Raw genomic sequence first — 14,699 nt, forward strand, 5'->3', positions numbered from 1 at the left:
TTATGCTTTTAAATCCAGCTTTCGCATAGCCGGAGAAATGATATAAGTTGTAATCACTACGCCCAGTGTAACACATCCCCCAAACACTACAGAGGGGACCAATCCCATCAGACGTGCGGCAGATCCGCTTTCAAACGCTCCCAGTTCATTCGAAGATCCTATAAACATGGAACTCACCGCAGATACACGTCCCCGCATATCATCCGGAGTTTTCAGTTGTAAGATAGTCTGACGGATAATCACGCTGATACCATCCAGCATACCGCTGACCAGTAATGCCAGTAAGGACAGGTAGAAGTTCGTGGACAGGCCAAAGACAATGATACACAAGCCGAAGCCAAACACCGCAAACAACAGTTTGATACCCGGTTTGTAGACCAGAGGCTTATATGCCAGGATGAACATTGTGATGATGGAACCTACGGCTACCGCCGCACGTAAAAAACCGAATTCCAGTGAGCCTACATGTAATACATCCGTTGCAAATGCCGGCAACAGCGCAACCGCGCCACCAAACAATACGGCAAACATGTCCAGTGCCATAGCATTCAGTACCACCTTGGTATTCCACACAAATTTCATCCCTTTGGTAAGCCCTTCAAAGAAGCTCTCTCCCTGAGATTTATACAGTATAGGCTTGGGTTTGATCATGATCATACTGTACAGCGGCGCAAAGAAAATACACACAACCAGCAACATGGCCCAATGCACACCTACCAGGTGTATTAACACACCGCCCAGTGCCGGACCCGCCATGGCTCCTATCTGCCAGGAACTGCTGCTCCAGGTAGAGGCGTTGGCGTATAGCGGTCTTGGTACGATCAGCGCCATCAGCGAGAAGTTAGACGGGCTTACAAAAGCCCTCACGATACCCCCTAAAAAAAACAGTATGTAAATGCAATTCAGTACCCAGTTAGTGGAAAAACCTGCCACTGCTTTGTCCCAGGTGAGCAGGAACAGTCCCAGTCCGAGAATGATATAAGCTATCATGCATAACAGCATGATTTTCCGCTTCTCCAGCTTATCTACCAGGTGCCCGGCAAATGGAGCCAGCAATACGGCAGGGATCACCTCTGCCAGTCCTATGAGCCCCAGTGAAAAGGGATCATGAGCCAGCTGATATACTTTCCATTCAATAATGGTAAACTGCATGGTGAGCGCGAAAACAACGGCGAAGCGGATGACGAGGTAGTAGTTAAATTCAGGTAAACGTAACGAAGCGTAAGGATCATTCTTTGAAGCGGCAGGATTATCCACGGATCAGGTTTTTTAATACTCAGGCAAAAGTAAAACATTTGCCTGAGTATATCTGATGAACGGTATCGTTATATAGCATAAGATCCGTATTTTTATAAGTAATAAGGGCCTGTAATAAGTTGGTCTGGTTTTAGCAGCAAATCTATGTGAATGTAGCAACCCTTAATCTGCTGCCTTTATGAGTACTATGCTAAATTACCCTGATTCTAATCTTTTGTTAAAGAAAGCAGCCCTTTAAGTACATATGGGGGTTTTTATGCTATATTTGATGATGTTCAATTTTGGATTTCTATGAGAAGAATGAAAGTGATTATACCAGTATTGCTGATAACCATTTCAATGGGGGGATTAGCCTTCAGCAAACTACACAAAGAAGATCCTCCTGGCAAACATGAGATAATCATGGGACTGGTTGGGCAAATTCTGAAAGAGGGGCACTATCAGCCAAAGAATATTGATGATGCTTTTTCCAAAGAAGTGTTTACAAAATTTCTGAAAACGCTGGACAGCGAGAAGAAGTTTTTCCTGAAAAGCGATATCGATAAACTTAAGCCTTTATCTACACATGTAGATGATGAAATGCAGGGAGCTCCCCTGGATTGTTTTGATACCGTAAATGTACTGATCAAACAGCGTGTTGCAGAAGCAGCTGCCATCTACCCCGAAATCCTGTCACATCCTTTCGACTTTACCAAAGAAGAAAAGGTAGTCCTTGATCCTGATAAGATCGACTATCCTGAAGATGCGGCTGCACGTGTGGAAGCATGGCGTAAAGTGCTGAAATACCGTACACTGGAAAAACTGGTGGAACTGCAGGATGCACGCGACAAGGCAAAGGCCGAAAAGCCTAAGACAGATGCAGAACTGGAAGCAGATGCCCGCGCTAAAGTGAAAGTAGTATACGACCGTTATTTCGACCGTCTTAAAAACAAGCAGGACGATAACGAACGTTTCAGCTTATACGTAAATGCGATTACCTCTACAATGGACCCGCACACCGACTTCTTCCCGCCTGATGAAAAGAGGGCTTTCGAAGAGCAGATGGCTGGTAAGTTCTATGGTATTGGCGCACAACTCCGTGAAGAAGATGGTAAGATCAGAATCATGAGCATCGTTACCGGAAGCCCCAGCTGGAAAGATGGTAACCTGAAAGCAAACGATGTGATCCAGAAAGTAGCACAGGGTGATAAAGAACCCGTAGATATCACCGGTTATGCGGTGGAAGATGCGGTGAAACTGATCCGTGGCAGCAAAGGCTCTATTGTGAAACTGACCGTGAAGAGTGCAAACGGTACTATCAAAGTAATCTCTATCGTTCGCGATGAGGTAATACTGGATGATACATTTGCGAAGTCAGCGATCATTAATGGCTCACATAAATTAGGGTATATCTATCTTCCTGAATTCTATGCAGATTTCCAGGACCGTAACGGTGCCCGTTGCTCCGAAGATGTGGCGAAGGAAATTACCAAACTGAAAGCAGAAAATGTAGAAGGTATCATACTGGATCTTCGCTTTAATGGTGGTGGTTCTTTACAGGATGTGGTACAGATGGCCGGCCTGTTTATTCCGGAAGGCCCTGTTGTACAGGTGAAGTCACGTACCGGCGATCCAATGGTATTGCGCGACCGTGATAAGAATGTACAGTATGAAGGTCCGCTGGCTATCATGGTAAATGAATACAGCGCTTCCGCTTCTGAAATCATGGCAGCAGCTATGCAGGATTACAAACGTGCAGTAATCATCGGTAGTTCTTCTACCTATGGTAAGGGTACCGTTCAGCGGATGTTTAACCTGGATGAATTCTATTCTACTAAAGATACCGGTCCGTTAGGCGCTATTAAACTCACCCAGCAGAAATTCTACCGTGCAAATGGTGGTTCTACACAGCTAAAAGGTGTATCATCAGATATCGTGTTACCTGATCCTTATTATGAGGTAGCAGAACGTAAAGATAAAGATGCACTGGCCTGGGATGAGATTCCTAAAGCAACCTACAATACATGGATAGATCCTGTTCCTGTAGAAGCATTGAAGAAAAACAGCGACAAACGTCTGGCAAGCAGCGAAGCATTTAAAATGGTGAATGATAATATCAACACCATCAAGAACATGGAGAAACAGGAGACTTACTCTCTGAATATCCAGGCTTACAAATCAGAGCAGAAGACAAATACTGCTGCGCTGAAACGTTTTGATGCTGCAAATGACAAAGTAAAAGACCTGAATATAGAAAGTCTGAAAGTAGATCTTGAAAGAATTGGTAAGGATACTTCCAAACTGGCCCGTAACAAAGACTGGCTGAAGTTCAGACAAAAAGATATTTACCTGGATGAAGCAGTGAACGTGATGAATGATCTGATCGTATTGTCTTATCCTAAGATGCAGGGGAAGCCCGCAAATAAGTAGAAACTTACTATAAATAAAAAAGCCGCGAATTTAATTCGCGGCTTTTTTATTTGGCTCCGTAGGAGCTTTATTCGTTTAATAACTTAATCAGCTCTCTCAGTTCTTCCTGCTTATATGCTTCCTTATCATCCTGGAAACATTTCAGCAATTCTCCCAGCAGGAATTGAATTACCTTTTTATTAGACTGAGGATTGAAGTAAGAAGGAACCGGTTGAATAGACATCCTTTTTAAATATCCTTCCACATCCTGATGTGTGTATATCTGCCCCTGTATAGGATCTATAAAGAACAGGATACGTACATCATCCGGCCTTGGCGGCTCAGTAAAGTCGTAGAAGCTATCAAAATAAGCCAGTATAAACTGACGGGGGATATTCACTGCATACACAGGAAGGTCCAGCATCGCACAAAGGCTCTGATAAACAATACCGTTTGTAAGAGGATTCCCTTTCTTGGATTCTATTACCTGGTTGATAAAGAACTGGTTCTTACGGACATAAGCCACTTCTTCCCCCTTTAACCCGAAGTAATTGTAGATCATGCTGTTCAATACATTGATCTGTTCCAGCGGGGTAAGGTAGTTATTCAGCTCCAGCCATATATTGCGTTTGATCCGCTCTATTTCTGTTAATACACTGTTCGACTGCATGTCCGGGAACTGGTAGCGGGCTACCAGTATAGCACCTTGCAGCAGGTCCGGTGCCTCTGCGTTGCTCCATTGCAGGAGTGCTGTTTGCAAATCCTTGTAATGCACGCGGTGGATCACCTGTTCGATTCTTTCCTGTATGGATTCATCTATTGTGTTCTCCCATAAATGCTCAAGGTTAGGTATGATCTCCTTGCCAAACAATAAGATTTTGCTGGCAACGGTATCATACACCTCCTGGTCCGGATCATCCAGCAGGTGAAATAGTGCATTTATTTCTTTGGTTTCGTGCATAGTTTATTGCATTATTCCGCCTTCTTTTTCCTCGGTGGTGCTTTCTTCTTAGGAGGATTAGCTTTTACATCTTCTATAATAGCCTTTGCTTCTTCCACAGTAAGGTCCGCAGCGGTGTCAATCTTTTCCTTCGGAATTTTAAAGTTCCTCAATCCCTGCTTTATATACGGACCATATGGGCCTTTAAGTATCTGGATCTTCTCTTTTTCAAAGATTTTTATTGTCCTTTCGTCTTTGGCTGTACGTTTTTCCGCAATTAACGGAGCAACTTCGTCCAGTTCGATGGTATAAGGGTCCATTTCTTTTTTGAGAGAGTAGAACTTCTTATCATGTGCGGCATAAGGACCAAAACGACCGATATTCACCGTAACATCTTCATCTTCAAATTTACCCAGGTTACGGGGCAGTTTGAACAACTCCATTGCTTCGGCCAGGGTGATGGTTTCGATACTCTGAGTCGCCTTCAGTTTTGCAAAACGTGGCTTCTCTTCATCTTCTACCTTACCTATCTGGATCATCGGGCCATAACGTCCCATACGTGCAACGATAGGTTTACCGGTTGCTTCATCTGTACCCAGCGGACGTTCGCCTTTTACACGTTCAGCATTTTCCAGGGTGTTCTCCACATCTTTATGGAAAGGGGTATAGAACTCATTTAACATGTTGTTCCATATCTTCTTGCCATGTGCGATTTCATCAAACTCCCCTTCAATCCTGGCAGTAAAGCCATAGTCCATTACGGAGTTAAAGTACTGGTTCAGGAAGTCGGTAACGATCATCCCAAGGTCTGTCGGGAACAGTTTGTTCTTTTCAGCGCCGGTATTTTCGGTATCAGTTACTTTCTCAATCTTATCATCTTTCAGGGTAAGAATGCGGAAATCCCTTTTAATCCCTTCTTTCTCACGCTTTTCAACATAACCACGTTTTTGTACGGTGGTAATGGTAGGAGCGTAGGTAGACGGGCGTCCTATGCCCAGCTCTTCCAGTTTCTTCACCAGACTTGCTTCCGTATAACGCGGAGCAGGGCGGCTGAAACGTTCTGTAGCTTTCATTTCTTTCAGGGGCAGGGCCTGTTTCACCTGTAATGGTGGCAATGAGCCATCATCTGTATCTTCCTCATCACTTACATCCTCATCATCCTTTCCTTCCATGTATACTTTCAGGAAACCGTCGAATTTCAGTACTTCACCGCTGGCTGTCAGTTCCTCTTTGTTGGTAGAGATATCTATTTTAGCCGTGGTCTTTTCCAGTTCAGCATCACTCATCTGGCTGGCGATGGTACGCTTCCAGATCAGTTCATACAGCTTTTTGGTATCGCTGTCATCTACAGTGGAGTTCTCCATGTAAGACGGGCGGATGGCCTCATGCGCTTCCTGTGCAGACTCGTTCTTGTTTTTGAACTTGCGGTGCTGGTGGTACTTTTCCCCATAATTAGTAGTGATCGCCTTCTGGATTTCGCCCAGGGCAGTATCCGACAGGTTCACGGAGTCCGTACGCATGTAGGTGATATTACCACTTTCATACAGTTTCTGCGCCAGCAGCATCGTTTTAGATACACTGTAGCCCAGCTTACGGCTGGCTTCCTGTTGCAGGGTAGAGGTAGTAAAAGGTGCAGCGGGCGACTTCTTGCCCGGTTTTACCTGGATATCTTTAACGCTGTAGGCAGCTCCCACACATTGCTGGAGGAACTTTTCAGCATCCTCAGCGGTTTTGAAGCGGGTAGGCCCTTCAGCTTTAAATGTAATGTTCTTGCCTGCAATGTCTTTAGCGGTAAAAAATGCTTCTACCTTAAAGGTGCTTACAGAGTTGAAGGTATTGATCTCTCTTTCCCTTTCCACTATCAGCCTTACCGCTACAGATTGTACGCGGCCGGCAGATAATGAGTTCCGCATGCTCATCTTCCTCCATAATACGGGGGAGAGCTCGAAACCTACTATCCTGTCCAGTATACGCCTTGCTTGCTGGGCGTGTACCAGGTCCATGTTCAGTAAACGGGGATTTAAGACGGCTTTTTCGATGGCTGGCTTGGTAATTTCATGGAAAACAATGCGTTTGGTAACGTCAGGGTCAAGGCCGAGTACTTCGCAAAGGTGCCATGATATGGCTTCCCCTTCACGGTCCTCATCCGTTGCTAACCAAACCTCACCGGTTTCCTTCGCCAGCTTCTTCAATTCCTTTACTATCTTTTCCTTATCTTCTGGGATTTTGTACTTAGGTTTAAAGTTATTGGGGATATCGATACCCATATCATCCTTCTCAAGATCACGTATATGTCCAAAGCAAGATTTTACCTCGAAGTCTTTGCCAAGTATCTTTTCTATCGTCTTCGCTTTCGCCGGAGACTCAACTATTACTAGATTTTTTGCCATGAATGCCTTCTTTATGTGCTACTAGATACGTAAAATTCCGTATAAAATTGCAAATCCGATTTTTGCAAGTGTACAAAAGTAGGCCGAGAATAAAAAATAAGCCTCTTTCGATGTATTGAATGTAAATGTAATATTTTTGATAAAATCATTTAAAATGAATGATTAAGAGTTTAATGGTTAAATTGCTGGGTAACAACGTTTTTAATAGGAAGGATCGCTTAACCATATATTTATATGAGTGCAAATCTCCTGATTTTTTACTTTTACTGGTACATACACCATAATATATATGTAACCTTTACTTAGAATGGATATAGTTATTATTGGCGCGGGTAATGTTGCGCATTGTTTCGGTCAACTGCTTAAAATTAACGGACACCAGATCTCACAAGTGATTAGTCGTACGAAAGAGCATGCTGATGAATTAAAGGAAGTTATACATGCTGGGGCAGCTACGAACGACCTGAGGGATATTAATATGGAGGCAGATGTGTACCTCATTGCAGTGAGCGATGGGGCTATTCCGCTGTTAAATGACCAGCTAAGGCTGGGCAAACGTATTGTGGCCCATACGGCAGGTGCCGTACCACTGGACGCAATCAGTAACATTTCTTCGAATACCGGGGTATTATACCCCTTACAGTCTCTCCGCAAGGGTGTGAAGAGTTTCCCTCCCATCCCATTATTGCTGGAAGCAGCCAATGACGAGACGATGCGCAGGCTGCAACCTATTGCACAAAGCGTTTCTTCCAGGGTGGAAGTAATGAACTCCGAACAGCGTTTGCAACTGAACCTGGCAGCAGTATTGTGTAATAACTTTACTAACCACCTGATTGCCAGGTCTAAAAACTATTGTGAGAAAGACGGGCTGGACTTTTCCCTGCTGGAGCCCATTATCAAAGAAACCTTTGAAAGACTGGATAAATTCCCTCCGGAATCTGTACAGACTGGTCCTGCCCTGCGCAATGACCAGGCTACCATGACTAAACACCTGGGACTGCTGCAGGATCAAAAGTATCTTCAACTGATCTACAGGGTAATGTCTGACAGTATTAATGATTTTTACAAATGAACATTTTAGCGCTTTTTAAGCCCATCACTACCTTTGTATTTGATGTAGATGGTGTGCTGACAGACGGAACCGTCCAATTGCTGCCTAATGGGGAACAGTCCCGGAAAATGAACATCAGAGACGGGTATGCTCTTCAGCTGGCCATTAAAAAGGGGTACAGGATAGCCATTATCTCCGGAGGAAAGTCTGAAAGTGTGGTGAGCCGCCTGCAAGGGCTGGGAATTAAGGATATCTATACCGGGATCACCGATAAACAGGAAAAACTACAGGATTATGTATTTGAGCATGATCTGCGCTGGGAAGAGGTGATTTTTATGGGGGATGATATTCCGGATTACCGGGCTATGCAACTGGTAGGTTTGCCTGTTTGTCCGGCAGATGCCGCTCCGGAAATAAAAAGTATCTGCCGTTACGTTTCTCCTGTCAATGGTGGTATGGGATGCGTAAGGGAAATTATAGAGAAGGTATTAAAGCTGAATGACCACTGGACGATAGACGAAGAAATTGCCAGTCGTTAGTCATTTCTTATTTTTACTGCAATTATAATATTATGAAATTGCTGATTGCATTTTTCAAGTTGATACGTTATCCGAACCTTATTTATATTGGATTAACACAATTTTTACTGCAATACTGTGTGGTAGCACCATTACTGCAATATAACGGGGAATCGCCATCGCTTTCCCCGTTATCGTTTTTCTTACTTTCCTTATCTACAGTATTAATAGCGGCAGCCGGTTATATCATCAATGATTATTTTGATATCAATATTGATATCATCAACAAGCCGGATAAAATGGTACTCGACAAGATCATTAACCGTCGCTGGGCAATGGCCTGGCACACCATATTTAATATGGCGGGGGTATCTATCGGGTTTATCGTAGCCTGGCGCTTAGGGCAAATCTATCTCGGGTTTACCCAGGTATTCTGTTCTTTACTGCTCTGGTTTTATTCTACTTCTTTTAAAAGACAGGTACTGATCGGGAATGTGCTGATCTCTTTATTAACAGCGCTTTCCGTAGTGGTAGTAGGGTTCTACGAGAAAAAGATTTACGAGAGTTTTGATGCGATTATGTCTCCCGTAGGGCGCAAACTTATTCAGATCATTGGCGTATACGCCCTGTTTGCGTTCCTGATTTCCCTGGTAAGGGAGATTGTAAAAGACCTGGAAGATATGATAGGTGATAGCAAGGATGGTTGCCGCACTATTCCCATTGTATGGGGAGTAACACCCGCCAAACGCCTGTGTTATGGGTTGCTGGTAGGTTTACAGGTACTGATCCTGCTCACCGAAATAAGGATTGCTTTTTTGGGATGGTATATAGCTATTATTTACCTGGCACTGTTTGTACAGGTGCCATGCGTATATATTTATCTGCAGCTGAAAAAAGCCCATCTGCCGGAACATTACCATAAAGTAAGTTCTATGGTGAAGCTGATCATGCTCACCGGTATCTTATCTATGATCTTCTTTAAAATAATGCTTTGATGTATACCGGTAAACGTGTAATACTGGCGTCACAGTCGCCCCGGCGTAAACAATTGCTGGAACAGGCAGGGATTCTTTTTGAAGTGAAAGTAGTGGATACTGCGGAAACCTTTCCTGCGGATATGCATATCCCGGATATTCCCATACACATTGCACGTCAGAAGTCTGCCGCAGTAGCTGCACTATGCAGTAATGAAGATATTATCATCACCGCAGATACAGTGGTGGTACTGGATGATACGATCATTGGCAAACCCAAAGACAGGGATGATGCTATTAAAATTCTTTCTGCATTAAGTGGCCGTACACATCGTGTAATCACAGGTGTAGTGATTACGCATAATGGAGAAGAGTTGTCTTTCTCCAAAGAAACAGAAGTACATTTCAAACCACTCACGAACGCACAGATCACTTACTATATAGATGAGTACAAACCTTATGATAAGGCCGGTGCTTATGCAATACAGGAATGGATAGGAGCAGTGGGGATAGAAAGTATTAATGGATGTTTTTATAATGTAATGGGCCTTCCAATCAGTAATGTGGTGGAAGCCTTAGAGAAAATATAACGGCGCAAGAAATTGCGCCGTTTTTACTTTTAAATGGTTGGTTACGCTTCTTTGCGTAATATGCTATTCCTCCAGTACCAGCAGGTTCACATCTTTATTCTTCAGCCACTGAGCTTCTTTCAGTTTTTCTAAGTTGATGGTACCTACTATATAGCGGTAGGTAACAGACTCATATTTCTCTGAAATATTGAAGAAGTCGGCCAGATGTACCTGATCCGGTGAGCTGTAGCGCAGATATACTTTCAGTTGTACATCATTGCTGAATGCAGGCTGGTTGGATTGTTTAATCTTTTTATACTCATAACGGTAATTGTATAACAGGGCAGAGATATCTGATAATACCGCACTACCTGTGGCAGTACCACCAGCACCTTTACCCACAAAGAATTGTTTGTCTGTAAATGCACTCTCTAACAGGATACCGTTGTATTCATTGTATACATCGTACAGCAGGTTATGTTCTTTTACCAGGTGAGGTAACACGTATGCATTTACGCTACCATTCTTCCTGCGGCAGGTGCCTATGAGTTTAATGGTACAACCGCGTTGTTTTGCAAACTGTATATCAAAATCATTCAGGTGATGAATACCGAAGTTGAATACTTCTTCCGGTTTTACAAATGTTCCGAAAGCATGTAATAACAGGATAACGATTTTGAATTTAGGATCATATCCTTCTATATCCAGGGTAGGATCAGTTTCTGCGAAACCTAAGTCCTGCGCCTGTTGCAGGGCGGTTGCAAAGCTCAGGTTTTCTTCAAATATTTTTGTGAGGATATAATTCGTAGAACCGTTACAGATACCTTCTACTGCATTCAGTAAGTCGTTATCATAGTATTCTTCCAGGTTACGGATGATGGGAATACTTGCGCAACTGGATGCTTCGTAGAGGAAAGGCACTTTGTTTTCTATCTGCAGCTGGTATAATGCAGGCAGGTTTTCTGCGATCATCCTTTTGCTTGCACTCACTACAGCTTTACCATTGCGTAAGGCAGTGCTTACGATATGAAAGGCTGCATCTGTTTCGTTGATCAGCTCTACTACCACGTCGATGGTGGGATCGTTCAGGATCTCGTTAGGATCTGTAGTAAAGTAACTGGCATCTATAGGACGTTGTTTGTTTGGGTCTTTAATACATATTTTTTTTATGCGGGCATTAATACCTTTTGTTCTGTTCAGAACTTCGTATAACCCTTGTCCCACGCAACCAAATCCGAAAATTCCTAAATTGATGATCTTTTTTTCCATTTTCTTTTTTGTGCTTAATGAGTAACGTATTGCTACGTTCCGCTTTATTGTAAAACTGTTATTTGTTTGCCTGCAGGCAGGTTGAGCTTGTCCAGCGCCTGCTTCAGGTCATTGATAAGGTCATCTGCATCTTCTATACCTACAGAGAGGCGGATGCAGGAATCTTGTAGTCCCGTTTTTTTACGAAAATCTTCAGGTATGAGACGATGTGTCATGGTTGCCGGATGATCGAGCATGCTTTTTACGCCGCCAAAACTTTCCGCCAGCTTAAACAGCTTGGTAGCATTTACTACACGTATGGCGCTTTTAATGTTATCTGTTTTCAAAGAAAAGCTGACAAGCCCTCCATATTGTTTTTGTTGTTTGCGGGCAATATGGTGGTTCTTATGTGTAGCTAATCCAGGGTAATATACTTTGTCAACAGCCGGGTGAGAAGTGAGCCAGGTGGCTATTGCCGAGGCATTGCTGCATTGTTTATCCAGGCGCAGGCAGAGTGTTTCAATACCGCGGATGGTCAGCCATGCTTCAAACGGACTGAGTATACTTCCTGAAATATTCTGATTGAAGCGTATCTGGTCTGCCAGTATTTTGTTGTTCACGACTACCAGTCCGGCTATAACATCTGTATGTCCTGCCAGGTATTTGGTAGCGCTGTGGATCACGATATCGGCGCCCATTGGAATAGGTTGTTGCAGCAGTGGTGTGCAGAGTGTATTATCTACTACCAGCAGTACGTTATGCTGCTTTGCTATTTTGCTGATGGATTTGATATCGGATACGCGTAATGTAGGATTGGTAGGCGATTCCAGCCAGATCATTTTTGTCTGCGGAGTCATAGCTGCCAGCACTTTATCGGTACTGCTGGTATCTACAAAGTTTGCTTTGATACCAAAGCGTTCAAACATATGCTGAAACATCTGGAAAATACCGCCATAAGTATCTTCCACTGCCATGATCTCATCACCGGTTTTTAATAGCTTCATCACAGCATCTATCGCTGCCATGCCGCTGGCGAAACCGAAGCCGGCGTGGCCTTCTTCCAGGCTGCAGATAATATTCTCCAGCACCTTTCGTGTAGGATTGTTGGCACGGGAAAATTCAAATCCCTTATTGATACCGGGGGATTCCTGCACAAAAGTGGAGGTCTGATAAATTGGAACAGAGATGGCGCCTGTCAATTCATCAACCGGTATGCTATGAAGTAATTGTGTTGCTATTTTCATTTTACGCTTTCAGCTTGCCGCTTAAGCAGAAAAGGGGAGTGCAGGGCATAAAAAAAGCCCCTCCGTGGTTGGAAGAGGCATCTCAGTATTTTATTACATTGAATATCTATCTCTGCCAACTTATCTTCCCTCGATTATAATTATAACCGGGGCCGGAATTAGCACCTTTATCCTGTCGTTAAACAAGATTGGTTGCTAAGGCATCGCAGGGCCAAGTCCCTCCGCCTTTCTGGATAAGTGATTTTTAAAGAACTGGGTGCAAAGGTAATGTTACTTGCTCCAATTTTCCAAAAAATTGGAAGATTGGAATAAATTGCTAACTTTATTAGCATAATTTCCTCAGATGAATACTGTTGTTAATGTTAGCCCGCTCCTCACTGAGGAGCTATTCCAGCATATATGGCAACTTCGTTTATTTACACAATCCGGTTTAACCACACTGGATGGTTTGCCTTTGCAGATTTTATATCCGGGTATGTATAACAGTCACGCAGGTCCGGACTTTACTGCTGCACGTATCCGTATAGGACAAACACTATGGGCGGGTAATGTGGAGTTGCACCTCAGAACGTCCGACTGGTACCGGCACAGGCATCAGCAGAATCCGGAATACGAAAAAGCGATTCTGCATGTAGTGTTCGAGAATGATGTGGAAGAGCTGACGACCAGCGGCATTCCCTGTATAGAGCTACAGCAGTATGTTCCCAAGGTATTAATCGACCGTTTTGCAAGGTTACGGGAGTCCACGGCTTTTGTGCCTTGCGGAAAAAATGCCGGTAAGGTGCCTTATCTTATCTGGGAGAACTGGAAAGAAAGGTTGCTGATAGAAAGGCTGGAACGGAAGGCCAACCGTTTGCAGAGCTGGTTGTTGTGCAACCGGTACAACTGGGAGGAGGTTTGTTACTGGGCTATTGCGGAAAGTGCAGGTCTGCCTGCAAACAGGGAAGCATTTCTGCAACTGGTACAGTCTTTTCCTTTTCCCGTGTTCCTTAAGCATCAGCATAGTCTTTTCCACCTGGAAGCATTGTTGTTTGGCCAGGCTGGTATGCTGGATACAGATTTTAAAGATGAATATCCTTTGCGGCTGCAACAGGAGTATAACTTTATGAAGCATAAGTATCAGCTACAGCCTTTACCGGGGTATCTCTTTAAATGGTTACGTATGCGGCCATCCTCTTTTCCTACCATACGGATTGCCTGCCTGGCGGCATTGTTACAGAAGAGTAGTCACCTGTTTTCACGGATCCTGGAAACGGAAACACTTGCCGGTTTTGAAGAACTGGTCAGGGCCAGGCCATCTGCTTACTGGTTGCAGCACTACCGTTTTGATATCCCTGTTAAGAAAGCACAGCTACCCGGACAAACGGCTATACATAACATTCTCATCAATACCGTATTGCCATTGTTGTACCTGTATGGCCGGGAGAAGCTGAAAGACAGTTACCAGGAAAAGGCGGTAGACCTGATGAGTAAATTACCTGCGGAAGAGAATAATGTAACGGATGGATGGGAAGAGCTGGGTATTAAGGCCGGAACGGCGCATGATTCACAGGCGTTATTACAGCTAAAGAATCATTACTGTGATGAGAAGCGATGCCTGCAATGTGCAATAGGAGTGAAGCTGCTGAAGGAGGATATCATTAACTGGCCCCGGGCAGAGGCCAGTTAATAAAATATTTACCAGTTAAACGTAACGCTCTGCAACAAATCAGGGTGTACACTTTTCGCTACCGGGCAGGTAAGTGCCGCACGTTCCAGGATAGTCTTTTCTTTTTCTCCCAGTCCGTTATCCCCCGGAAAATCAAATACTACCTTTACTTCTACAATACGGCGTGGTTCAGTGCCCATGATCTTCTCTATACTCACCCTGGTGCCTTCTATATTCCAGCCGTTTTTTGCAGCATTGATCCCCATAATAGTAAGCATACACGATCCCAGGGCAGTCGCTACCAGGTCGGTAGGTGAAAAGCGCTCTCCTTTACCATTATTATCTACCGGAGCATCGGTATTTATTACGGTACCGCTTTGCAGGTGAGTGGCAGTAGTTCTCAGCTGGCCATTATATAAAATTGAAGACGTGAGCATATTATCAGTTATTTCCTGTAAAAATAGGAAGAAGG

The 14,699-nt window shown here is 43.9% G+C and carries 12 protein-coding genes and 1 riboswitch; of the genes, 6 read left to right on the forward strand and 6 right to left on the reverse strand.

The annotated features are described in order from the left end of the window. Positions 1-1,257, reverse strand: a complete 1,257-nt coding sequence (locus tag BMW86_RS16955) for an MFS transporter (protein WP_089782911.1) — start codon at positions 1,255-1,257, stop codon at positions 1-3. Between the two features lie 291 nt (positions 1,258-1,548). Between BMW86_RS16955 and BMW86_RS16960 the strand changes: the two genes are divergently transcribed. Continuing rightward, a complete protein-coding gene (locus tag BMW86_RS16960) occupies positions 1,549-3,666 on the forward strand; it encodes a carboxy terminal-processing peptidase (RefSeq protein ID WP_089782912.1) in 2,118 nt (705 codons plus the stop codon). Positions 3,667-3,733: 67 nt separating this feature from the next. On the opposite strand, the gene BMW86_RS16965 is transcribed toward BMW86_RS16960, so the two are convergent. Then, on the reverse strand, positions 3,734-4,606 hold the full coding sequence (locus tag BMW86_RS16965) for a transglutaminase-like domain-containing protein (protein WP_089782913.1): 873 nt from the start codon (positions 4,604-4,606) through the stop codon (positions 3,734-3,736). An 11-nt stretch (positions 4,607-4,617) separates the two neighbouring features. Further along, complete coding sequence (gene topA, locus BMW86_RS16970; RefSeq protein ID WP_089782914.1) at positions 4,618-6,975, reverse strand: type I DNA topoisomerase; 2,358 nt, start codon at positions 6,973-6,975, stop codon at positions 4,618-4,620. 307 nt (positions 6,976-7,282) lie between these two features. Between topA and BMW86_RS16975 the strand changes: the two genes are divergently transcribed. The 4 genes from BMW86_RS16975 to BMW86_RS16990 are packed head-to-tail and all read left to right on the forward strand — an operon-like array spanning position 7,283 to position 10,108. After that, complete coding sequence (locus BMW86_RS16975) at positions 7,283-8,047, forward strand: Rossmann-like and DUF2520 domain-containing protein (RefSeq protein ID WP_089782915.1); 765 nt, start codon at positions 7,283-7,285, stop codon at positions 8,045-8,047. After that, a complete protein-coding gene (locus tag BMW86_RS16980; protein ID WP_089782916.1) occupies positions 8,044-8,565 on the forward strand; it encodes a KdsC family phosphatase in 522 nt (173 codons plus the stop codon). The genes BMW86_RS16975 and BMW86_RS16980 overlap by 4 nt, the downstream gene beginning before the upstream one ends. 32 nt (positions 8,566-8,597) lie before the next feature. After that, positions 8,598-9,539 (forward strand): geranylgeranylglycerol-phosphate geranylgeranyltransferase, encoded by a 942-nt coding sequence (locus BMW86_RS16985; protein WP_089782917.1) that lies wholly within the window; start codon positions 8,598-8,600, stop codon positions 9,537-9,539. After that, complete coding sequence (locus tag BMW86_RS16990; RefSeq protein WP_089782918.1) at positions 9,539-10,108, forward strand: Maf family protein; 570 nt, start codon at positions 9,539-9,541, stop codon at positions 10,106-10,108. Before BMW86_RS16985 ends, BMW86_RS16990 begins: the two co-directional genes overlap by 1 nt. Before the next feature lie 63 nt (positions 10,109-10,171). Here the strand turns inward: BMW86_RS16990 and BMW86_RS16995 are convergent, their stop codons facing one another. Both BMW86_RS16995 and BMW86_RS17000 read right to left on the reverse strand, forming a co-directional pair. Then, positions 10,172-11,356: a homoserine dehydrogenase gene (locus BMW86_RS16995; protein ID WP_089782919.1), complete on the reverse strand. Its 1,185-nt coding sequence runs from the start codon at positions 11,354-11,356 to the stop codon at positions 10,172-10,174. Positions 11,357-11,400: 44 nt separating this feature from the next. After that, the gene (locus tag BMW86_RS17000) at positions 11,401-12,579 is read right to left on the reverse strand and encodes a trans-sulfuration enzyme family protein (RefSeq protein ID WP_089782920.1); all 1,179 of its coding nucleotides are present in this window, start codon (positions 12,577-12,579) and stop codon (positions 11,401-11,403) included. A 117-nt stretch (positions 12,580-12,696) separates the two neighbouring features. Beyond that, positions 12,697-12,819: riboswitch (SAM riboswitch) on the reverse strand. 103 nt (positions 12,820-12,922) lie between these two features. Here BMW86_RS17000 and BMW86_RS17005 point away from each other — a divergent pair. Beyond that, on the forward strand, positions 12,923-14,248 hold the full coding sequence (locus tag BMW86_RS17005; RefSeq protein ID WP_089782921.1) for a DUF2851 family protein: 1,326 nt from the start codon (positions 12,923-12,925) through the stop codon (positions 14,246-14,248). Positions 14,249-14,256: 8 nt separating this feature from the next. On the opposite strand, the gene BMW86_RS17010 is transcribed toward BMW86_RS17005, so the two are convergent. Beyond that, positions 14,257-14,664 (reverse strand): OsmC family protein, encoded by a 408-nt coding sequence (locus BMW86_RS17010; RefSeq protein WP_089782922.1) that lies wholly within the window; start codon positions 14,662-14,664, stop codon positions 14,257-14,259. Positions 14,665-14,699: the final 35 nt, after the last annotated feature.

This window comes from Chitinophaga sp. YR573, assembly GCF_900110995.1.
GTDB lineage: Bacteria > Bacteroidota > Bacteroidia > Chitinophagales > Chitinophagaceae > Chitinophaga.

Bases quoted from the DNA above. Each gene is read 5' to 3' on its own strand.
- BMW86_RS16975 (WP_089782915.1), top strand. From the start codon at position 7,283: ATGGATATAGTTATTATTGGCGCGGGTAATGTTGCGCATTGTTTCGGT.
- BMW86_RS16980 (WP_089782916.1), top strand. From the start codon at position 8,044: ATGAACATTTTAGCGCTTTTTAAGCCCATCACTACCTTTGTATTTGAT.
- BMW86_RS16995 (WP_089782919.1), bottom strand. From the start codon at position 11,356: ATGGAAAAAAAGATCATCAATTTAGGAATTTTCGGATTTGGTTGCGTG.
- BMW86_RS16985 (WP_089782917.1), top strand. From the start codon at position 8,598: ATGAAATTGCTGATTGCATTTTTCAAGTTGATACGTTATCCGAACCTT.
- BMW86_RS16965 (WP_089782913.1), bottom strand. From the start codon at position 4,606: ATGCACGAAACCAAAGAAATAAATGCACTATTTCACCTGCTGGATGAT.
- BMW86_RS17000 (WP_089782920.1), bottom strand. From the start codon at position 12,579: ATGAAAATAGCAACACAATTACTTCATAGCATACCGGTTGATGAATTG.
- topA (WP_089782914.1), bottom strand. From the start codon at position 6,975: ATGGCAAAAAATCTAGTAATAGTTGAGTCTCCGGCGAAAGCGAAGACG.
- BMW86_RS16960 (WP_089782912.1), top strand. From the start codon at position 1,549: ATGAGAAGAATGAAAGTGATTATACCAGTATTGCTGATAACCATTTCA.
- BMW86_RS17005 (WP_089782921.1), top strand. From the start codon at position 12,923: ATGAATACTGTTGTTAATGTTAGCCCGCTCCTCACTGAGGAGCTATTC.
- BMW86_RS16990 (WP_089782918.1), top strand. From the start codon at position 9,539: ATGTATACCGGTAAACGTGTAATACTGGCGTCACAGTCGCCCCGGCGT.
- BMW86_RS17010 (WP_089782922.1), bottom strand. From the start codon at position 14,664: ATGCTCACGTCTTCAATTTTATATAATGGCCAGCTGAGAACTACTGCC.